This window comes from Asanoa hainanensis (genome assembly GCF_900188485.1).
Taxonomy (GTDB): Bacteria; Actinomycetota; Actinomycetes; order Mycobacteriales; family Micromonosporaceae; genus Asanoa; species Asanoa hainanensis.
The window spans coordinates 61,296-81,796 of sequence record NZ_FZPH01000001.1; the positions used below are offsets into that span (position 1 = coordinate 61,296).

Below are 20,501 nucleotides of genomic sequence, written 5' to 3' on the forward strand. Positions count from 1 at the left end.
AACGGGGAGCGTCAGCATGGGCAGGTCCTGGGTTTCACGCGTCAAGGTCGGCACGGTTCTCGGGTTGGTCCTGGTGGTCGGCGCCGTGCCGGTCGGTCCGCCGGCTTCCGCGGCCGATCCCGTCTTCCGCCCGGGGGCGGCCAGTCTGAACGACGTGCTCATGCCCGGTCTGGGCAACGGCGGCTACGACGTCGGCAACTACGACATCCGGCTGCGGTGGGCGCCGGACACCGGCCGGCTCAACGGGAAGACCACGGTCACCGCGACCGCGACCCGCAACCTGTCCCGGTTCAACCTCGACTTCGCGCTGCCGGTCACCGCGGTGACGGTCAACGGCGAGGCCGCGACGTTCACCCAGCGCGACTGGGGCGACTACGTCAACCACCGCGAGCTCGAGATCACGCCCGCGCGGGGACTGCCCAAGGGCACCGGGATGAGCGTCGTCGTCACCTACGCCGGCCGGCCTGCCGACGTGATGATCGAGTTCTACGACTCCGGGTGGCGCTCGACGCCGACCGGCTCCATCGTCTGGAACGAGCCGGATCCGGTGTCCGAATGGTGGTTCCCGGCCAACGCCCATCCCAGCGACAAGGCGACCTACGACGTGCGGGTGACCGCGCCGGCCGGGTTGACGGCCATCACCAACGGCCGCCTGCTCTCCCGGGTGGTCGATGGTGACCTCGCGACCGCCCACTGGCGCAGCGACGACCCGATGGCGACCTATCTGACCATGCTGGCCATCGGCTCGTACACGGTCGAGACCGGCACTGTCCTGGGGTCTGTGCCGGCCTACTACGCCTACGAGACGAGCAACGGCATCATCAACGACCGGGCCAGGCGCGACATCTCGCGTACGCCGGAGGTGCTCGCGTTCCTGCAGCGCAAGTGGGGGAAGTACCCCTTCACCGCCGCCGGTGCCGTGGTGACCGGCGAGCCGTACGGCAGCGCCTTGGAGATCCAGACCCGGCCCGTCTACCAGGGCGGCCGTTGGCGCAACTCCGTCGACAACGTGTGGGTGGTCGTCCACGAGAACGCCCACCAGTGGTACGGCGACAGCGTCACCGCGCGGACCTGGAGCGACCTGTGGCTGGCCGAGGGCTTCGCCACCTACTCGGAGTGGGAGTGGTCGCAGGACCAGGGCACCGGCACCGCGCAGGAGCTCTTCGACTACTACTACGCGACCGCTCCGGCCGGCGACCCGATGTGGGCAAGCCCGTTGAACGCGCCGCCGTACCCGCTGGACCGGTCCGCCTACCAGCGCGGCGCCATGCTGCTGCAGGCGCTGCGCAACCGGGTCGGCGACGCGGACTTCTACCAGATCATGCGCACGTGGGCGGCCCGGCACCGGCACGACAACGCCGACAGCGCCGACTTCGTCACGCACGCCAGCAGCCTGAGCGGCCAGGACCTCACCTCGTTCTTCCAGGCCTGGCTGCACGATGCCCGCCGGCCCGACCCCACCGTCGACAACGGCTTCCCGACCGGGGCGCCGGCCCGGCCGAAGCAAGCGCCGCCGGCCGCCGCGGCGCGCTCCTAGGAGGTCAGTTTCGGCCCACCGACCGATCGGGTACCGGTGGGCATGGATCGCAACGTGGTCAAGGTGCTGTTGGGCGCGTGGGAACGGCCTGACTTTCGGGCCGGGCTGCAGCACCTGATCGACCTCGACGAGGTGACCTCGCTGCTCGCCGCGCTGGCGGTCGACGACGAACGCGACGACGAGGTGCGGCGCCGGGCGATGGAGTTGCTGCGGTCCGCGCTGGAGACCGCCGAGATCCGCCGGGCCGTGCTGCTGCTGATCGAGACCGACGACATCCGGCACAGCCTGACCGCGGCGGTCTCCGACAACCTCACCGACCGGCCTGCTCTCGCGTCCTCGATCCGGTCCGCGGTCGACGATCCCGCCGTCCGCGCCGAGATCCGCGACGTCCTGGAGTCGCCGAAGATCCGGGCGCTGCTGTGGAAGGTGGCCGAGGACGAGTTCCGCGGCCGCCGGCTCACGCTGGCCGGACAGGTCGCGCTCCTGCTCCTGCGCCACCGGACCGCCCGCCGGCTGGCCTGGGCCCTGAAACGGCACGGCGTCGTTCGCGCCCTCCGGGTCAGCGGCTCTTGAGGCAGATGAAGGGTCCGCGTACGCCGGCGCTGTAACGCTCCGCCGCGGCCAGCGCGCTGAGCACCCGCCGTCGTGGCGTGAGGCCCGCGTCGGCGGTGGCGTACAGCGCGCCCAGGGCGATCTGGTCCCCGCAGCCGACCGCGGCGAACCCGTCGGCCGCCTTGGCCACCTGGTAGTCGTCGTGGATCGCGAACAGCTCACCTCGTACGCCGACCAGGAACGTGCCGCCTTCCTCGCGCTCGTTCTCCTTCGCCGCCCAACCGCCGGTCTTGAGGCACTCCCGTAGCGCGTCGATGAAGGTCGTCGACATGAACGCGTCCAGGTCGCCGGTCGGCTTGGGCAGGGTCAGCGAGTAGCGGATGAGCTGGCCCATCCGGAACGAGGTCGTGAAGCCGAACAGGTAGCGCTTCTTGCGGAACACCTTCGCGTCGGCGCGCACGGTCAGGCTCATGCCCGAGACGCCCGCGCTGTCGCCTCCGATGTAGACGGATCCCGACTGCACCAACCCGACGATCGCTGTCATCGCCTCACGATGACAGCCGGCCTCACCTCAGGGCTACTGTCACCCCGCCCGAGAACGCGGAGCCGTGCAGCTCGACCGTGGCGAGCTTCGTACCCTTCGGCACGTCGAACACCAGCTTCCCCCGCAGCTCGCTGCCGGGATCGATGTCCCGCAGGAAGACGTCCGTGCCGCCGTTGGCGTACTGGCCGGCCGCGCCGTCGTGCGAGAACTCGGTGCCGTCGCGGTCGAACGCCTTCTGGGACGAGCCGTCGAACAGCTGCGCCCTGCTGCCGATGTTGCGCACGGACAGGTCGACGAGGCAGTACACACCCAGGGCGTCCTCACCGCCGACCCGCGTCGTACCACAGGCGACCTTGAAGATCGTGAACTCGAACCTGCCGTCACGGGCGGGCTCGTTCAACCCCGGCAGCGTCCGCTTCGCCGGCACCTGGTCCACGGCGTCGGAGCGGACAGCGGCGCCGGTCTTCGGGGCGTCGCCGCCGATGTCGAGCGCGGCGACCGCCACTCCGCCGCAACAGAGCAGGAGAAAGGCCAGGCCGCCGACGATCCACGGCGCTTTCGAGCGGGGTTTCTGATAGGACATGGCGGGGCTCCATGTTCGGAATCGAAGCGGCCGAGCGCCCGACCGCGAACGCCATGCAACAGGGTGAAAACGGCTCATAACACCAACAACACGGAAATCGGGTGTACGGCGCTGCCGGGCGCCCGAGCGGGCGAACCCGATAGAGATCGACCAGGTCCCCGGTCTGACCTTGTGGCGGATTCTGATGTGGACCGGCCACGCTACGATCGGTGGCAGAGCCGATCCGGGCTCTGCAAGCCCTCGTAGCTCAGGGGATAGAGCAGCGGCCCTCGGAGCCGTGGTCGGGTGTTCGAGTCACTCCCGAGGGCACGACCAGGACGTGGTTGCGAGCCGTGAGGACGATGGATCGGTGAAGCTCACGCGACGAACGGTGATCTTCGCGATCGGCGGCGTCGCCGCGGGCGGCCTGGCCGTCGCGGCTGCGGCCTTCGGCGCCCAGAGCGTGGAGTTCGCCAGTTGGCTGGCGGGCATCGGCAGTTTGGCGGCGACGGTCGCCACGTTGACCTCAACCCGCGGGGGCCCGCCGGCCGCGCAGCCCGGCGACACGACCTCCTCGACCGATGCCAGCTCCCCGGCCGCGATCCCGACCCAGGCGCCCGCACCCGAGGCCGCCCCGCCGGAGATCATCTCCTCCCCATCCTCCCCGGCGGCGCCACCACAGGCCGCAGCGGACGCGCACCTGGTCGTGTCGGCCAGCGCGTGGACAGCTCAGCTGGAGCGTCCCGGCGTCTCCGAGGGCCTGCTCCGTGGCGCGGCGATGCGCGAGATCTCGGCCGACCTCGCCCCGCTCGACGACCTCCTCGCCCACTCGCTGCCGCACCTCCGCGTAGAGATCCGCACCGCGTACCGGCCGCGTACCGTCCAGGTTGGATCCGTCGACCAGTTCTGGACCGTCATGCTCGTCGACTCGATCCTCCACGACGGAAGCATCGGTCTCCAGCGGTGGTTGCTGCGCGCGACCGACCTGATCCTGTCCGCGGAGCGCCACCATGTTCCGCGGCTCACCGAGTTCTGGGAGTGGTTCTTCGTCACCCACCTCGCCGCGACCGCCGACGAACCGGCCGACGGGCTGATGGCGACGTTCGTGACCGAGGCGATCCGCCAGTCCGGCGACGACCACAAACGGCTCTACCCGATCATCGACCTCTTCATCCGGATCGCCCGCGACGACCCGGCCACCCTGCGGCTCATCCGCGACGCGCTGACCCGGCACGACGAAGTGCTCCGCGAGCGCGGCAGCAGCCCGGCGCTGTTGAAGCGGGTCCAGGTGCTGCTCGGACGGCTCGGCGCGGCGGTCGGACCGACGCCGTTCCGGCCCGTGCTCGTGGACTTCGCGCCCGATGCGATATGTCCCTACCCGTTCCGGGCCATGGAGGTGCCGCTCACGGTCGGTGACGTCGACGCCATCCTCCGCCGCGCCAGCGGTGCCGATGCCGCCATGCCCCACGTGCTCAGCCAGGGCAGCACCGACGGCACCGCGTTCGGCGGGCTCTGCCGGGAGCTGACCGACATCCTCGGCTCCTTGTTGCGGACCAGCGCCAGCGCCAGCGCCGGCGCCAACGGCAGCGACGAGTGGCGGTGGGACATCCCGACGGTCGCGGAATGGGTCAGGCTCGCCGGTTGCGTCGACCAGCCCTACCCGTGGGGGCACGACCTCCCGACGCCCCTGCACGCCAACCTCAAGTTCGATCGGGGCAGCCGGTTGAGCCCGGTGCGCACCTACATGGCGGGCCGCACCGCAGCGGGCGTCTACGACTGTTGCGGCGGCGTCCACGAGATCGTCCGCGAGCAGAAGCACGACACCTTCGACACCGACCGGCGCTTCGAGGGGGCGTTCCGCCTCGCCGGCGGCTCCTATCTCAGCCCTCCGCACGGTGTGACCGGGCAGCGGTTCCGCCACCTGTCGGCCCGGGACCGGGGCGGCCGGCCGAGTTGTGTCGGCGTCCGCCTGATCGCCTACCGTGAGGTCGACGAGGCGCGACGGTGGGAGTCGCTGAAGGCCTTCCGGCTGGGCCGGCAAAGGCCGCCGCTCGCGAGGACCACCCCGACCCAGCGCCGTGCGACGGCCGGCCATCGCACCCGCGGCACGGTGGGCTAGCCGGGTAGCTCAGCGGGCCGGTGCGCCGGCGACCGCCGCCTCCGCGTACGACTCGTCCGCGATGGTCGGCTCGGCCGTGTGCTGGTGGTTGCGCGGCACCAGCAGCGCGGCCAGCGCCGCCCCGACGCAGGCGAGCCCCAGCACCGCGAACCCGATGCTGTAGCCCCGCTCCGTGGGCAGGCCGCTCGGCAGCACGTGCGCCCCGACGATGCTGGCCATGACGGCCGCGCCCATCGCGCCGCCGATGCTGCGGATGTTCGCGTTCATGCCGTTCGCCGCGCCCGTCTGGTGTGCCGGCACGGCTGCCACGATCACGTTGGACATCGTCGCGAAGGCCGCGCCGAAGCCGATGCCGAGCAGGGACATCGAGACCAGGATCTCCCATTGCCGCCCGTGGGCCAGGGTGAGCAGGGCGAACGAGCCGACCGCGAAGACGGTGCCGCCGACCAGCACGCCCTTGGCGCCGAAACGATAGGTCAGGCGCGGCGCGGCCAGGCCCGAGACGAACATCGCCACGCTCAGCGGCAGCATCAGCAGGCCCGCCCGGGTCACGCTGGCGCCGAAGCCGTAGCCAAGAACCGGAGCCGTCTGCATGAACGCCGGCAGGAAGCCCATCAGGCCGTACATGCCGATGCCGAACAGCAGCGCCACCAGGTTGGTGGTCCAGACCGCCGGCGCGCGCATCATCCGCATGTCGATGAGCGGGCTCGCCGAGCGGGTCTCCACGACGATCCAGGCGACGAGGACCACGACCGCGACCGCGAGCAGACCCAGGACCCGCACCGAGCCCCAGCCCCACGAAGCGGCCTCCGTCAGCGCGACGAGCAGCGCGACCAGCCAGAGGGCCAGCAGGCCGGACGCGACCCAGCTGAACCGGCCCGGTGCGTGTGACCGCGACGCCGGGATCCGGAAGTGGGTGGCGACGGCGGCCACCACGACCGCGATCGCGGGCAGCCAGAACAGCGCGCGGTAGTCCAGGAGGTCGACGATCGGGCCCGCCAGGACGATGCCGAGGCCGGCCCCGATGGCGAGCAGCGCGGCGATGAGGCCGACGGCGGGAGCGACGCGTTCGCGCGGCAGCTCGTCGCGGACGATGCCGAACGCCAGCGGCAGCACGCCTCCGCCGACGCCGGACAGGGCGCGGCCCACGAGCATGACGGCGATGTTCGGTGCGACGGCCGAGAGCAGCGCGCCGGCGGCCAGGGCGATCAGCGCGACGAGCAGCACCTTGTCCTTGCCGGCCCGGTCGCCCAGACGGCCGAGGATCGGCGTGAAGATCGCGGCCGAGAGCAGGTTGGCGGTGAGCACCCAGGTGACCGTGCTCTGCGAGGTGCCGAGATCCTGCTGGATCACCGGGAGGACCGGGGCGATGAGGGACTGGATGAGCGCGTACGACAGGACGCTCAGGAGGAGCACGGGAAGGATCAAACGCTTTTCAGGAGGAGCCACGGTACGAACGTACGCGTACCTTCGAACTCAGCTCAACTCAGTGTGAGCAGGAACAACCGCGGTGAGGACCGCGTCGAGCAGGCCGGGGAAGCGGGCGTCGAGGTCGTCCCGGCGCAGGGCCGCCCGGAACTCCCGGCCGTTGCGCTGCACGCCGACCACGCCGCTGTCGCGCAGCATCCGCCAGTGGTGGGTCGCCGTGGACTTGGGCAGGTCCGGCAGGAGCTCGCCGCAGGTGAACCGGAAGTCTGTCGTCGCCGCGAGTTGGGCCACGACGCGCTGCCGGATCGGGTTCGACAGCGCCTCGAGGACGCGCGAGATGTCGAGTTGCTCCCGGCTGGGCTGCGGCATCGTCGTCATGGTACGAGCCTACCCGTACGATCGTGCCCATGACTCGCGCAGCGCCGCGACCGTCTCCCGCAGGGCCGGGCGCGCGGCCGACGCGGCCCGCCACGCGACCGTGACCCGCCGGGTCGGCCGGGGCGCGACCGCGACGGTGGCCACGCCGGCGGGCAGCGTCGGCCGGGCCAGCCGGGGGAGCATCGCCACGCCGAGCCCCGCCGCGACCAGTGTCAACTGGGTCTCGAACTCGCCGACCAGGAAGTCCGGCTCGACGCCCGGCAGCACCCGCATCAGCCACTCGTAGCAGATCGCGCCCGGCGGGGCCGCGATCCACCGCTCGCCGATCAGCTGGTCACGGCGCACCGGGCCGGCGGCCGACGCCAGCCGGTGGCCGGTCGGCACCACCAGGTCGGCGACGTCGAGGCCGAGCTCCGCCGTGGCGATCCCGGCGGGCCAGGTCAGCGCGGCCTCGGGCCAGTCGTCGAGCACGGCCAGGTCGACGTGGCCGCGCTGGAGCAGGTCCAGCGCGTGGTGCGGGTCGCCCTCCAGCAGGCCCGTACGCAGGTCCGGGTGGTCGGCCGCGAGCCGGTGCAGCGCGTGCGGCAGCAGCCCGCGGCAGGCGGTCGCGAACGCCGCGATCGTCACCCGGCCGGTCACGGTGTCCCGTTGCGCGGCCAGCGCCGCCTCGGCCTCGTCGAGGGCGGCCAGCACCTTGGCGGCGTGGGCGGCCAGGACCCGGCCGGCCTCGGTCAGCCGGATCCGCCGGCCGTCCTTCTCGACGAGTGTGGCGCCGGTCTCCCGCTCGAGCTTGCCGAGCTGCTGGGACACCGCCGACGGCGTGCAATGCAGTGCCGCACTGGCCGCGAGAACCGTCCCGTAGCTGGCCACGGCGTCGAGCGCGCGGAGCCGACCCACCTCGATCATGTAGCGAGGCTACCGGGACGGTGTAGAAACTGTCGCTGGTGCTAAACGATGCCGCGCCCAGACGATGACCGGGTGAAACCACGCGACATCGCCCTGGCCGTCGGGGTGGCCGCCCTCTGGGGCGTCAACTTCGTCGTCATCCGGGTCGGCCTCGACCACTTCCCGCCGCTGCTGTTCAACGCCCTGCGGTTCACCCTCGCCGCGGTGCCGGCGGTCTTCTTCGTCGGGCGACCCCGGGTGCCCTGGCGCTGGATCCTGGCCGTCGCCCTGGCTCTCGGCGTCACTAAGTTCTCCCTGCTGTTCGCCGGAATGGCGGCAGGCATGCCGGCTGGCCTCTCGTCGCTCGTCCTGCAGAGCCAGGCGATCTTCACGGTCCTGCTGGCCGTGTTCCTGCTCAAGGAGCGACCCGGTCGCCGCAGGGTCGCCGGCCTGGCCGTCGCGGCGGTCGGCGTCGTCGTGGTGGCCGTCGGCGTGGGCACCGACGTCCCCGGTGGTGCTTTCGCCCTGGTGATCGCCGCCGCGGCCGCCTGGGGTGTGTCCAATGTGGCCACGAGAAAGGCCGGCGCCACGGACATGCTGCGTTTCATGGTCTGGGTCAGCGCGCTCGCGTCACCGTGGCTGATCCTGCTCTCCCTGCTGGTCGACGGGCCGACCACCGACCTCGAGGCGCTGCGTTCCGTGCCCCTGAGCGGAGTGCTGGCCGTCCTGTTCGTGGCCGGCGCGGCCACCCTCGGCGGCTTCGCCGCGTGGGGACACCTGATCAGCCGGTACGGTGCCTCCACGATCGCGCCGTTCGCGATGCTGGTGCCGCTGTTCGGCATCGCGAGCGCCGCCCTGTTCCTGGACGAACGGGTGCGCCCGACCGACGTACTCGGCGGCCTGCTCGTGATCGGTGGCGTGCTTGCGGGGCTCGTGTCGATTCCGGCCCGCGGCGTACGGCAAGATCGTCTTCATGGTTCTCCAGGACGAGCTCGAGCGGCGCGCTGACCTCCGCGACGCACCGGCCGTCGCCGTCGGGATCTCCACCGCCGGGACGCGAACCGTGGCGTCGCGGGGCCAGGCCCGTTTCCGGATCGCCTCGCTGACCAAGACGGTCACCTCGGCCGCGGTCGTGCTCGCCCTGGCCGAACGGAGCATCCCGCTGGACACGCCCGCCGTCACCCTGCTTCCGGGGCTGGAACCCGACTGGCGCGCCGACCGCACCATCACCGTCGCGCAGCTTCTCGGCCAGGTGGCCGGGCTGCGCGAGGACGTCGACGGCGCGGCGGTGGCCGCGCTGGGCGACGGGACCTTCGCGATCCAGGAGGCCGCCCGGCTCGTGGTGCGGGCCGGCAACGCGCGCCCGCCCGGCAGCCGCTGGTCCTATTACAACGGCAACTATTTCGTGGCCGGCGCCCTCCTCGCGGCCGTGACCGGAACGGCGTACGAGCTGGCCGTGGGCGAGACCGTCCTGCGGCCCTGGGGCCTCGACGGCACCGGCTTCATCCCGACGGCCGACTACCCGCGCGGCCGGCGCCCGAGCGGAGGCCTGTGCTCTGGCGTCCCGGACCTGCTGACGCTCGGCGAACGCCTGATCGGCGACGCGACCCTGCTGGCCGAGACCCGCCGGCCGCGGACGGAGCCGGACGACCCCATGGCGTACGGCCTCGGCTGGGCGCTCGGCCCCTCGGGCCAGCTGTTCCTCAACGGTCGCCTGCCGGGTCACCGGGCGGCGCTGCTGCTGGTCCCGGACCAGGGTTTCGTGGCCGTCGCGCTGGCCGCCGACGAGCGGGTGCTGCCCGGGCTGGCCCGCCTGCTCAGCGACCTGCAGCACCCCCTGACCGGCGACGACCTGGGCCCGGCCATCGACGCCTTCGCGGCCTGAGCCGCACCAGCGCTCCTGGCTAGACTCTCGTGAGTGACCGTCGAGCTGGTCCTGCTGCCGCGGGTGGCCTACCGGGGCCAGGAGATCACCGGCTCCGGGCCGGGTGGCCTGCTCGCGCTCCTGGCCGACGCGCCGAGCACGGGCGCCAGCACCAACCGGCTCGTCGCGGACCTGTGGCCCGAGAAGCGCCCCGACCACCCGGCCAAGGCCCTGCAGGTGCTGGTGTCGCGGCTGCGGGCGCGGCTCGGCCCTGAGCTGATCGCGTCGACGGCCACGGGCTACCGCCTCACGCTGGGGCCGGACCAGGTCGACGCCTCGGCGGTGCGGCTGTTCGCGGAGTCGAGCGGGCGTTCCGCGCGGGCCGGCGACCACGCGTCCGCGCTCGCCTCCGCTGAAGCCGGCATCGCGCTGTGCGCCGGCGTGACCGCCGACCCGGGCGAGGACCCGTTGGCCGCGCTGCGCGCCGCGCGGGTGCCGGTGCTGGACGCGCTGGTGCGGGCGCGCGCCCTGGCCCTGGCCCGGCTGGGCCGGCCCGCCGAGGCCGTCGAGCCCCTCCGCGAGGTGGCCGCCGCCCACCCGCGCGACGAGGAGGTGCTGGCCGAGCTGCTGCGGTGCGAGGCGGTCCCGGAGGCCCTGGCCCGGTACGACAGCTATCGGCGCGCCCTGCGCGACGAGCTGGGCACCGATCCGGGGCCGGCGCTGCGAGAGGTCTACCAGGGCCTGCTGGCCAGCGACGCGCCGGCCGTCCGGCACGGGGTGTCGGAGGAGCCGAACCCGATGCTCGGCCGGGACAAGGACATCGCCGCGGTGGCCGACCTGCTGCGGAGGTCGCGGGTCGTCTCGATTGTCGGCCCCGGCGGGCTCGGCAAGACCCGGCTCGCCAACGCCGTCGCCCGGCAGGCGGAGCAGCGGACGGTGCACGTCGTCGGGCTCGCGGGTGTGGCGACGGACGCGGACGTGGCCGCCGAGGTGGGCTCGGCCGTCGGGGCGCGGCCGGCGCATGCCATTCTCGACGCCCTCGGCCCCGGCGCCGCCCTGCTGGTGCTGGACAACTGCGAGCACGTGGTCGACGGCGTCGCCGAGCTGGTGCGCGCGCTGGTGTCGACGAGCCGGGACGTGCGGGTGTTGACCACCAGCCGGGCTCCGCTGCGGTTGGCGGCCGAGTCGGTCTACCCGCTGCCGTCGCTCGACCTCCCCACGATGGTCGAGCTGTTCGGCCAGCGGGCCCGGGCGACCCGGCCCGACGCCGACCTGCCGCCGGCGGTGGTGGCCGAGCTGTGCACCCGCCTCGACGGGCTCCCGCTGGCCGTCGAGCTCGCCGCGGCCCGCGTACGCGTGATGTCCGTGACCGAGATCGCCCGGCGGTTGGACGACCGCTTCGAGCTGTTGCGCGGCGGCACCCGGGACACCCCGGACCGGCACCGCACGCTGCACGCGGTCATCGACTGGAGCTGGCACCTGCTGGCGCCCGAAGCCCAGGCCGCGATGCGCACGCTGTCGGTGTTCCCGGGTGGCTTCACCGCCGCCGCGGCCCGGCACGTGCTGGGCTCGGACGCCGTCCTCGAACAGCTCGTCGACCAGTCGTTGCTGCGGCTGACCGAGGGCGCGACGGGCACCCGTTTCCGGATGCTGGAGACGGTGCGGGAGTTCAGCGCCGCCCGCCGGGACGAGGCGGGCGAAAGCGCGGCGGCCATCGGCCGATTCCTACGCTGGGCCGGCGACGCCGACGTGTGGTGGGCGCCCGGCGCGCTCGGTCTGCCCGATGTGGACAATGTGCGGGGCGAACAGGACAACCTGCTCCAGGCGCTGCGGTACGGGCTCGACCGCCAGGACGGCGCCGCGGTCACGGCGACCGCGGCGTGGCTCGGCGGCCTGTGGGTCACGGAGTCCAACTTCACCCGCCTCATCGCGCTGGCCCGCGACACGTCGTGGTTGCTGTCCCACTTCCGGCCGGGGCCCGACCTCGTCGAGGCGACCCGGATGGCGGCCGTGCTGAACGCGATGATCGGCTTCGTGATGCCGGACGCGAGCCCGTTGCGCGCTCTGGCGGTGCTGCGGCGGCTGCCGATCGCGCCGCCGGACAACCTGATCCGGGCCATCGACGTGGCGCTGCGGGCCCGGGACAACGCGGCTCTGGACGCGCTGGCTTCGAGCGACTCGCCTCTCCTGGCGGCGATGGCCAACTATGTGCTCAGCTACCGGTGGGAGCAGGTCAACGAGCCCGCGCTGGCAGTTGCCGCGGCCCGGCGGATGCTCGCGTGCCTACAGGCCGACGACATGGAGCTGATCCGGGCGCTGGCGCACAGCCGGGTCGGTGAGCTGTGCCTGATGGTGGAGCCGGGCGAGGCGGCCTACGAGCACATCGCGACCGCGTTGGAGACGGCCGAGCGACTGGGCTGGTCCACCAAGACCCGCGGCCGGTGGGCGCTGGTTCAGGCCAACCTCCAGCGCGGCGCGTGGGACAAGGCCGAACGCGGGCTCCTCGAGGCTCGCGAGGACCGCGGCGACGACCCGGTGGACGCCGCGCGCTTCGAGCTGTGCGCCCGGGCGCAGATCCAACTCGGCCGCGGCGACGTCGACGGCGGACTGCGCCTGTGGCGGCAGGCGGCGAGGCCGGTCGACCCCGCCACTCTCGGCACCGAGTTCGGTTTGTGGCCCTTCGAGGTCGAGGCGGCCGCGGTGCTGCTACACGCCCGCCACGGCCGGCTGGACGAGGTCCAGGACATTGTGGACGCGCTGCCGGAGATGCTGTCCGGGCTGCTGCCCACCGCACCACCGACGATGTTCCCGGTGTGCGGCACGCTGCTTCTGGCCATGGCGGTGTCGACGTCCGGTCCTCGCGCGGCGCGGCTGGTCGCGCTGGCGTCCCGCTTCGGCGTGTTCCGCGGGACGCAGCCGGACCTGACGCCGGAACTGGTCGAATCGCTCGGGCGACAGGCAGACGCGCCGGCGTACGCCGAGGCGGTCTCGTCGTACGCCGGCCTGTCCATTTCGGACTTGAAAACGGAGACGTTGGCTCAGGTCACCGGATCGCGCCGGAACAGCAGCCGCGCCCAGCCGTAGCCGGCCAGCGTCAGCCCGACGCACCACACGATGGCGACGATGCCGTGGTTGTCGACGGGCGTGCCGAGCAACAGACCGCGCATCGTGTCGATGATCGGCGTGAACGGCTGGTGGGTGGCGAACCACCGCACGACCCCGGACATCGACTCCGGTGGCACGAACGCACTGCTGACGAACGGCAGGAGCTGGGCGGCGAACAAGAACGGTGTCGTGCCCTCGGGCGACTTGGCGGCCAGGCCGACCGCGACGGCGAGCCAGGTCAGGGCGAGCGTGAACAGGGCGACGAGCCCGGCGGCGGCCAGCCAGTTCGCCGCGTCGGCGTGGGGCCGGTAACCCAGGAGCACCGCGACACCCACGACCAGGACGGAGCTGAGCAGCGTACGGGCGGTGGACACGATCACGTGCCCGGTGAGCACCGACGTGCGGGAGATCCGCATCGTGCGGAACCGGGAGATGATGCCGGACGTTACGTCCTGGTTGACCGCCATGGCGGTCTGGCTGGCCCCGTAGCCGACGGCCATCAGCAGAATGCCGGGCACCAGGTAGTCGATGTAGTCGTCGCCCTGAACGGCCGCCCCCAGCCCGATGTTGAGCGCGCCGCCGAAGATCCCGACGAACAGCAGCAACATGAACACCGGCAGGGCGATGGTCATCACCACCACGACGGGGTTCCGCCGGGTGTGCCGCACGTTGCGGCGCACCATGGTCATCGCGTCACTCATCGCACGGCCTCCTGCTCCGCCGTCGGGTGCCCGGTGAGGGCGAAGAACACATCATCGAGATCCGGCGTGTGTACGGAGAGGTCGTCCACTTCGACGCCGGCGCGGTCCAGTTGATCGAGGATGTCGCGCAGCGCACGGACACCGCCGTCGCTGGGCACCTCGAGGGTGAGCGCGTCGTCGTCCCTGGTCGCCTCGTGGAAGACCCCGGTCGCGGCACTCAGCTGGGTCAGGTCGGCGAACCGCAGCCGCACATGCCCGCCGGGCAGCCCCCGCTTGAGCTCCTCGGCGGTCCCTGCCGCGACGATCTTTCCGTGGTCGAGCACCGCGATCCGGTCGGCGAGCTCGTCGGCCTCGTCCAGGTACTGGGTGGTCAGGAAGATCGTCACCCCACCGGCCACCAGCCTGCGAATGGTCTCCCACATCATCCGCCGACTACGCGGATCAAGCCCGGTGGTCGGCTCGTCGAGGAAGATCACCCGCGGGTCGCCGACGAGCGTCATCGCCAGGTCGAGCCGCCGCCTCATCCCGCCCGAGTAGGTGGAAGCCGGCTTCTTGCCGGCCTCGACGAGGTCGAACCGCTCGAGCAGCTCAGCGGTCCGCCGCCGCCCCTCGGCGCGACCGAGGTGGTTCAGGTCGGCCATGAGCTCGAGGTTCTCCTCGCCGGTCAGCAGATCGTCGACCGCGGAGAACTGCCCGGTGACCCCGATCGCACCCCGCACGTCGTCGGCCTCCTTGCCGACGTCGTACCCGGCCACCTTCGCCTGCCCACCATCAGCCCGAATCAAGGTCGACAAAATCCGAACGGCTGTGGTTTTCCCGGCCCCGTTGGGCCCGAGCAGGGCGAAAATGGTGCCGCCCGCAACCTGAAGATCAACCCCGTCCAACACGACCTTGTCCCCGAACGCCTTACGCAGCCCGACGACCTCGATCGCCGCCCCTGCTGGCACGCCTGTCATGCCCGTCCTCCCAAAACCGCGGCCCGACCGGCCACGCCTGAGAGAAGAGTGAAACCACCCGGTTTCACCACGGCTTCACCCCGGCATCACCGGTGGCGTTCCTCGACGGTGAGCCGCCGCCGTGAGGTGACAGGGGATGGATCCGGGGACAACTCCCCCCACAGGCGAAGGCCCGGCCAGCCCGGCTCAGGCGAACCTGAGCCCGGCTGGCCGGGCCGTGTCGGGCTAGGCGCCGTGGGAGCCTGCGCCGGGGAGTGCCCGTACGACGGTCAGGGTTACGTTGCCGTGGCGGTAGGAGACCCTGAACTGGTGGCGGCCCGCGGTCAGGATTCGGCGTTCCGGGAGGGAATGGAAGGTGCCCTTGATCGAGTCGCCGCTCATGATTGTCAGGACCGTGCCTGGCGTGAGGCGGGCGCGGACGTCCAGGTCGAGTTCGCCCTTCAGCTCCAGGTCACCTCCGGCCCGTACGCTCGTGTAGTCCTGGTCGCCGGAGATGGTGATCGCGAGCCGGGCCCCGCGGCCCAGCGTCACCTCGCGGCCGACCCGCAGCACGTTGCCGGGTGTGACGTCGGTGAAGGTGAGGGACGCCGCGGCCGCCGCTTCCTCGGCCGACAGGCCCGGCTCCAGCACGCCGTCGCGGACATCGATGTTGCGGGCCACGAAGCCCGTGCCGCCGAGGGTGCCGCCCTTGACGTCGATCGAGCTCGCGTGTGAGCCGTTGATCGCGAGCTTGCCGCCTAAGACCGTCGTGCCGCCCTGGTACGTGTTGTCGCCCGTCATGACCAGCGTCCCGCGGCCTTTCTTGACCAGGGAAGCCGTGTAGAGGTCTTTGTGGATCTTGTGCTGGATGTGGGCCGCGCGGGCGTCCATCCAGCGCTTGCGCCACTTGAGGGCATCCGCGTAGGGGATCTTGTCGTACAACTCGGGATGGCCGTCGGTCGCGGCTTGCACGGCCGGGTCGGCCAGCAGGCCCTGCAGCACGAAGGCCTGTGCGTCAACCGTGCCGTCGCGGTGCAGCACATTGGGGCTGAACTCGCCGGCGTACGCGGTGCCGTGCTTCCTGTAGCCCGCCAGCCACCGCAGATCTTCCTTTTCCCGCTCCTTGATCGCGGTCTGGCTGATGTCGTTCGACCAGACGTCCAGGGGCGCCTTGTCCATGTCGTACGTCATCGGGCTCAGGAACTGGCCGGGGCCGTACATGCCCTTGGCCAGGTCGGGAATTCCCCAGCCCCAGCGCTCGTCCGGAACACCGTCGGGAGCGGTCCAGGCGATGGATGCCCCGGACGGTGAGGTCTGCCCGGTGCCGAGGAAGCGCACGCCGTCGGACATCTTGTTGTTCGCCGTGGTGAACATCAGCTCGCGCACCTGCATGGCGTCCATGTTCGGGTAGCGGGAGAGCAGAACCCCCATCACCGCTGTCGCGACGGGCGTCGCCGGTGACGTGCCGCTCGAGTTCGAATAGTTGGTGTCACCGGCGCTGCTCGTGGTCCGCACGCTGTTAGACGGGGTCGACACGGTCCACCACCTGGCGAGCCCGGCCTCGTTGAACCCGAACTGCTTCGTGTATTCGGGATTGGCCGCGGTGGGCGGTTGCACCCCGCCGACGGCCACCCACTGCCGTTCGGCCATGGGATTGAACAGGGGGTACGCCGGGCGGAAGTACGGATTGCTCCAGTCGTTGTTGCCGGACGATCGCACGTTGACGGTGCCGCTGTCCTTGATGGCGTCCCAGATGGCGTCCATGAAGGACTGTCCGGGGTGGTCCGGATTGAACTGGATGCCGCCTGCCGAATAGCTCTTCAGGAAGAAGAAGTACTGGTACTCCAGGTCCTTCAGAAACTCGTTGGGGACGATGGTCGCCATCGCCGTGGGGCTGACGCTGTCCTTGCCGACCAACTGGTAGCCGTTGGCGAGGTTGCCACCGACTCCGAGGTCGGTTCCGAGACCGTCGAAGCGGGCCCGGTCGATCGTCTGGACGAACGAGCCCCAACTGCTGTTGATGACCTGGGCGCCGGCCGCGACCAGCGCCTTGTTGGCCGTGTGCCAGTAGACGTAGTCGTGGAAGGGGCCGTGCGACTGGGTGTCGGAACCGCCGGTCTTGGCCACGTACATCGTCGGTCCGATGGCGATGCCGTGCTGTTCCTTGCCGTCGCGGATGCCGGAGGTAACCCCGAGCATTCCGGTCCCGTGGCTGTAGTCGGTCGTTCTCGCCTGGTCGCCGGCCACCGTGAACGACTCGCCCGCGGTGAACGGGTTGGCCGGGGTCGCCGTGTTCCGGTAGCCGAAGCCGGACGTGCCGTAGACGCCCTCCGCCCGCACCGGAACGATCAGCGCCGTCTGAAACGCTTCGTGCGTGGTCCGGTAGCCCGAGTCCATCATGCCCAACGCGACACCCTGCCCGAAGTAGCCCAGGGCGTACGCGGTAGACGCGTTCACCGCGACGAGCTGCCACGGGGCATCGACCGCTGTGCCGGGGTTAGCGGGATTGTGACCGGTGTAATAACCGTATTCCGGCGTTTCCCAACTGGCCTTGGCGGCAGCGAACTCCTCTGGACGCGTGGCGACGAAGCCAGGGTCTCCCGGGTACGTCGGCGGCACGCCGCCAGAAAGGCCAGGCGTCGGACCGGTCTTGGGCGCTGCCGAGGCGAACCCGGCCGGAAGGAACGCGATGCCCGCTCCGGCAGCGACCGCGCCCCCCACCTGCCGTAGGAACTGTCGCCGACTCGTGAACCCCATGCTCATTCCGGCTCCTTCCCGAGGGGTAGATATCTTCGACGGCCGCTTCTCACCCGAGGTGGATCGACCGCACCTGGTTGCCCTTGGTGTCGACGTAGACCCGGTAGTCGCCGACCTGGTAGGTGCCGGCAGCGTTGTTGCGAATGGTGAATGTGGCCGCGACAGGAGACGTGCTGCCGTCGACGTGGGTCCGCTTCACCGTGATGGTCAACTCGTTCGTGTTGCCCCGCAGCTTCTTGACCACGGCCGACGGCTTCGCACCGACGACCGCGTTGGCGACCGTCACGTAGACGGCGTCGGGGGAGGAGAACTCCGCGTTCTTCTGCCCGTCACCGAACTGGAAGAAGCCCCGCTGCTCGACGGCACCACGCCCGGGGAACGGATCCGGGTTCGCGGCCAGGTACGTCGGGTTGACCGTGTAGAGGTCCGTCTTGGAATCCGCGAGGACCGGCTGCACCCCGGTGTACGGCGCATCGGTGATCGCGAGGTTCACCGACAGGTAGATGGCGTCGGGGTTGGTGGCCGAGACGCGCGAGGAGAAGTACTTGTCCGCACTCTGCCCCGCCGGCACGGCCAGCGGCACGACCTGGTCGCCGACGCGGATGTTGAACTGGAAGTCGCCGTAGCCACCGGCGCGGAACGTCGCCCAGGCAGCGTCCGACAGGTAGCCGGGGCGCTCCACCTTGAACTCCAGCCGCATCGGTGCCACGTACGTGCTGTTCAGGTATTCGGCGTCGGTGAGGGGCAGGTAGACACCGCCCGGGGCGTGCCCCAGCGCGAAGGCCGCCGCCGTCGGGGCCGAGTTGCCGCGCACGTTCCACATGGGCACGTTGAACGAGGTGGCGGCGAGCAGGGCCTGGCCGTCCAACTGGCGCTTGTCGACGGCGGCCGTCGCGTCCTTGAAGGTGCCGATCGTGACGTCGAGCAGGTCGAGGTCCGACCGGTCGGCGTTCAACCCCGGCATGTCCGCCCACATGAACTTGGCGCCGGCTGGCCCGGAGTAGCGGGCCATCTCCAGCATGCCGTCGGCCATGATCTTGGTCATCTGGACCGCCGAGTCGACCTTCATCCGCTCGTTGGCGGTGTGCCACCAGCGCTCGTTCCCCGGGATGACGGCGCCGAAGGCGGTCATCTTGTTGCGGAAGCTGCTGGCCAGGGTGCCGCCGGTCGTGCCCTGCGGATAGACCACGTCCTTGAGGGCGTTCGGATCCGCGAACTCCTTCGGGTTGCCCTCGACCGAGGCCCGGTAGCTCCCGAACTGCAGAGCAGTCAGCGGGTTGTCGTGGTCGACGTACAAGCCGGCGCCGACGGGCGAGCCGAGGTCGCCGATGGTGAACCCCTTCGCCTGGAAGGCGGCGGTGACCGCCGCCGTCGCCTGGCTGGAGTCAGCCGCCGTGACGTGCATGCTGCGCACGAACATCGGCATGCTGAGCGTGCCGGTGGCGTCGGTGTAGAAGCTCGTCGGGGTCTCCGAGTTGATGCCGCCCATGAGGGCGAAGGTCAGGTTCGGCGTGCCGTTGCTCGGGTTGCGCAACAGGTTCGCCGGGATGCCCATGTACTTGCCGATGTAGGCCTCGCCCTCGACACCGTCACGGAAGAACAGGTCCGCGATGCCGTCGGCGGCCTTCTTCAACTGCATGTCGGAGGCGCGCACCGCGCCGAGCCCCTTGGAGAGCAGGTACATCCCCCACACGACGGCGTTCTTGCCGTACTGCGGTGTCGGCATCTCCATCGCCACATCGGTGTTGACCTCCAGCGTGAGCGAGTCGCCGGTGATCGTGGTCTGCACCTTGGGCGTGGTGTGGCGAGCGGCCGGGAGCCAACGCTTCGACTTCGCGGCGTCGGTGATCGCCGACACGAACCGGCGGCGCTCGGCGGAGCTCGCTCCGGCCACGTCGAGGGTGAAGATGGCCCGCGAGGCGACCTGCGTGGTGCTGCCGTACGCGATGTCCTTGAGGGTCGGGTCGCATTCGCGCAGCGTGACGCCGGCCGTGGCACCCGTGAGCCGGAAGGCCTTGGCGCTGTCCGCGGCCAGGCTCATCGACACCGCCGGGGTCACCGCACCGGAGTTGCCGACGATGACCGGGAACCGCGAGTCCGAGGTGTAGGCCGCGATCGGCATCTCTTCCCGGTTGAGGTTCTTGTACGCCCAGTTGTCGTAGAAGGTCGGGTTCGAGTTGTACGGGATGGACTGGAAGGTGGCGGTGTTCGTCGTCGATGGCGTGCCGGGACCGCCGTCCTCGTAGATCCCCATGACGATGCGGATGCGTCGGTCGATGGGCAACCCCGCCTCGAGCAGCGCCTTGGCCGCGAGCAGCGTCGCCAGCGTCGGGCCGCTGTCGTCCTGGATGCCCGCCCCGTAGACCCAGCCGTCCTGGATGTAGGGCGAGTGGTAGGCGCCGGGAGTGCCGAGGTTGCCGTCGGCGTCCCGCCAGCGTGCGAGCTGGGCCGCGGTGACGGAGGCCGTCGGCGAGTCGAGGTGGCTCAACGCCATGACCATCTCCGGGGCGTCCGGGTCACCGATCTCCGCGTAGACGTACTTGTCGGGTTGGCGTTGGACGACCACCGGGAATCCCAGGTCGGTGGCCAGCTTGACCACCCAGGCCAGCTTGGCGACCTTGCGGTCGTACTCGTTCTGGTTGGCTTCGGTGTTGCTGACCGGGAAGGGGTACGCCGTCGCGGCCGTGCCGCCCCGGGAGATGGAGTCGTAGCTCGACCCGTCCAGCATCGCCCCGATCAGCGTGAGCGGGTCGTAGCTGCCGTCTCCCGCCCGCGCGCTGTTGACGCGTCCGGCCAGCGCCTCGACTTCCGCGTGGATCGCGTCGCGCTCGGCGTCGGTCACCGACAGGTCGTAGGTGACGCTCGGCTCGAAGCGCTTCTTGCCGGAGCCGGTCGCGGCCGCGCTGGCCGGCACACCCGTGGACAGGAGCAATGACATGGCAAGTGTCAGAGCGAGAGGCTTCTTCCGCATCTGCGCGATCTCCCCGGTCGGTCCATCGTGGACGACAACGGCAGCCTGCAACGTTCCGGAATGGACACGTCCAGCCGAGGCCGATTGGTTCGCCTCGATGCTAATGATCATTCGCGATTCTGTATCCTGCAGTTATCTCGCCGTTACCTCTGCTCACGCGGGG

Annotated in this window: 15 protein-coding genes and 1 tRNA gene; 7 read left to right on the plus strand and 9 right to left on the minus strand. The window is 71.0% G+C overall.

Annotation, left to right across the window (positions count from 1 at the left end):
* Window positions 1-16: 16 nt before the first annotated feature.
* The gene (locus CHC05_RS00295; protein WP_089243383.1) at window positions 17-1,537 is read left to right on the plus strand and encodes a M1 family metallopeptidase; all 1,521 of its coding nucleotides are present in this window, start codon (window positions 17-19) and stop codon (window positions 1,535-1,537) included.
* A gap of 42 nt (window positions 1,538-1,579) precedes the next feature.
* On the plus strand, window positions 1,580-2,110 hold the full coding sequence (locus CHC05_RS00300) for an SDR family oxidoreductase (protein WP_089243385.1): 531 nt from the start codon (window positions 1,580-1,582) through the stop codon (window positions 2,108-2,110).
* On the opposite strand, the gene CHC05_RS00305 is transcribed toward CHC05_RS00300, so the two are convergent.
* Both CHC05_RS00305 and CHC05_RS00310 read right to left on the minus strand, forming a co-directional pair.
* The gene (locus CHC05_RS00305; protein WP_089243387.1) at window positions 2,097-2,633 is read right to left on the minus strand and encodes a hypothetical protein; all 537 of its coding nucleotides are present in this window, start codon (window positions 2,631-2,633) and stop codon (window positions 2,097-2,099) included. The two genes, CHC05_RS00300 and CHC05_RS00305, sit on opposite strands and share 14 nt — an antisense overlap.
* A gap of 22 nt (window positions 2,634-2,655) precedes the next feature.
* Window positions 2,656-3,216 carry a DUF4352 domain-containing protein gene (locus CHC05_RS00310; protein ID WP_089243389.1) on the minus strand — a complete coding sequence of 187 codons (561 nt, stop codon included), beginning with the start codon at window positions 3,214-3,216 and terminating at the stop codon, window positions 2,656-2,658.
* A gap of 236 nt (window positions 3,217-3,452) precedes the next feature.
* Between CHC05_RS00310 and CHC05_RS00315 the strand changes: the two genes are divergently transcribed.
* Window positions 3,453-3,525, plus strand: a tRNA-Arg gene (locus CHC05_RS00315).
* 40 nt (window positions 3,526-3,565) lie between these two features.
* Window positions 3,566-5,314 (plus strand): hypothetical protein, encoded by a 1,749-nt coding sequence (locus CHC05_RS00320; protein WP_089243391.1) that lies wholly within the window; start codon window positions 3,566-3,568, stop codon window positions 5,312-5,314.
* Window positions 5,315-5,323: 9 nt separating this feature from the next.
* On the opposite strand, the gene CHC05_RS00325 is transcribed toward CHC05_RS00320, so the two are convergent.
* From CHC05_RS00325 to CHC05_RS00335, 3 genes are read right to left on the minus strand one after another with little or no spacing between them, the layout of a single operon-like run.
* Window positions 5,324-6,730, minus strand: a complete 1,407-nt coding sequence (locus CHC05_RS00325) for an MFS transporter (RefSeq protein ID WP_179265993.1) — start codon at window positions 6,728-6,730, stop codon at window positions 5,324-5,326.
* Window positions 6,731-6,790: 60 nt separating this feature from the next.
* On the minus strand, window positions 6,791-7,120 hold the full coding sequence (locus CHC05_RS00330) for an ArsR/SmtB family transcription factor (protein WP_218824371.1): 330 nt from the start codon (window positions 7,118-7,120) through the stop codon (window positions 6,791-6,793).
* 9 nt (window positions 7,121-7,129) lie between these two features.
* Window positions 7,130-8,026 (minus strand): LysR family transcriptional regulator, encoded by an 897-nt coding sequence (locus tag CHC05_RS00335; protein WP_089243395.1) that lies wholly within the window; start codon window positions 8,024-8,026, stop codon window positions 7,130-7,132.
* Window positions 8,027-8,098: 72 nt separating this feature from the next.
* Between CHC05_RS00335 and CHC05_RS00340 the strand changes: the two genes are divergently transcribed.
* The 3 genes from CHC05_RS00340 to CHC05_RS00350 are packed head-to-tail and all read left to right on the plus strand — an operon-like array spanning window position 8,099 to window position 12,953.
* The gene (locus tag CHC05_RS00340) at window positions 8,099-9,013 is read left to right on the plus strand and encodes an EamA family transporter (RefSeq protein ID WP_089243397.1); all 915 of its coding nucleotides are present in this window, start codon (window positions 8,099-8,101) and stop codon (window positions 9,011-9,013) included.
* Entirely contained in the window at window positions 8,979-9,890 is a 912-nt protein-coding gene (locus CHC05_RS00345; protein ID WP_089243399.1) for a serine hydrolase domain-containing protein, read from the plus strand. The genes CHC05_RS00340 and CHC05_RS00345 overlap by 35 nt, the downstream gene beginning before the upstream one ends.
* Window positions 9,891-9,923: 33 nt before the next feature.
* Entirely contained in the window at window positions 9,924-12,953 is a 3,030-nt protein-coding gene (locus CHC05_RS00350) for an ATP-binding protein (protein ID WP_089243401.1), read from the plus strand.
* Here the strand turns inward: CHC05_RS00350 and CHC05_RS00355 are convergent.
* From CHC05_RS00355 to CHC05_RS00370, 4 genes are all read right to left on the minus strand, one after another.
* Window positions 12,908-13,675 (minus strand): ABC transporter permease, encoded by a 768-nt coding sequence (locus tag CHC05_RS00355; protein WP_089243403.1) that lies wholly within the window; start codon window positions 13,673-13,675, stop codon window positions 12,908-12,910. The genes CHC05_RS00350 and CHC05_RS00355 overlap by 46 nt on opposite strands.
* Entirely contained in the window at window positions 13,672-14,631 is a 960-nt protein-coding gene (locus CHC05_RS00360; RefSeq protein WP_089243405.1) for an ATP-binding cassette domain-containing protein, read from the minus strand. Before CHC05_RS00360 ends, CHC05_RS00355 begins: the two co-directional genes overlap by 4 nt.
* Window positions 14,632-14,856: 225 nt before the next feature.
* Window positions 14,857-17,373, minus strand: coding sequence for a S8 family serine peptidase (locus tag CHC05_RS42965; protein WP_089243407.1), 2,517 nt, complete (start codon window positions 17,371-17,373; stop codon window positions 14,857-14,859).
* A gap of 43 nt (window positions 17,374-17,416) precedes the next feature.
* The gene (locus CHC05_RS00370; RefSeq protein WP_179265994.1) at window positions 17,417-20,305 is read right to left on the minus strand and encodes a M20/M25/M40 family metallo-hydrolase; all 2,889 of its coding nucleotides are present in this window, start codon (window positions 20,303-20,305) and stop codon (window positions 17,417-17,419) included.
* Between the last annotated feature and the right edge of the window lie 196 nt (window positions 20,306-20,501).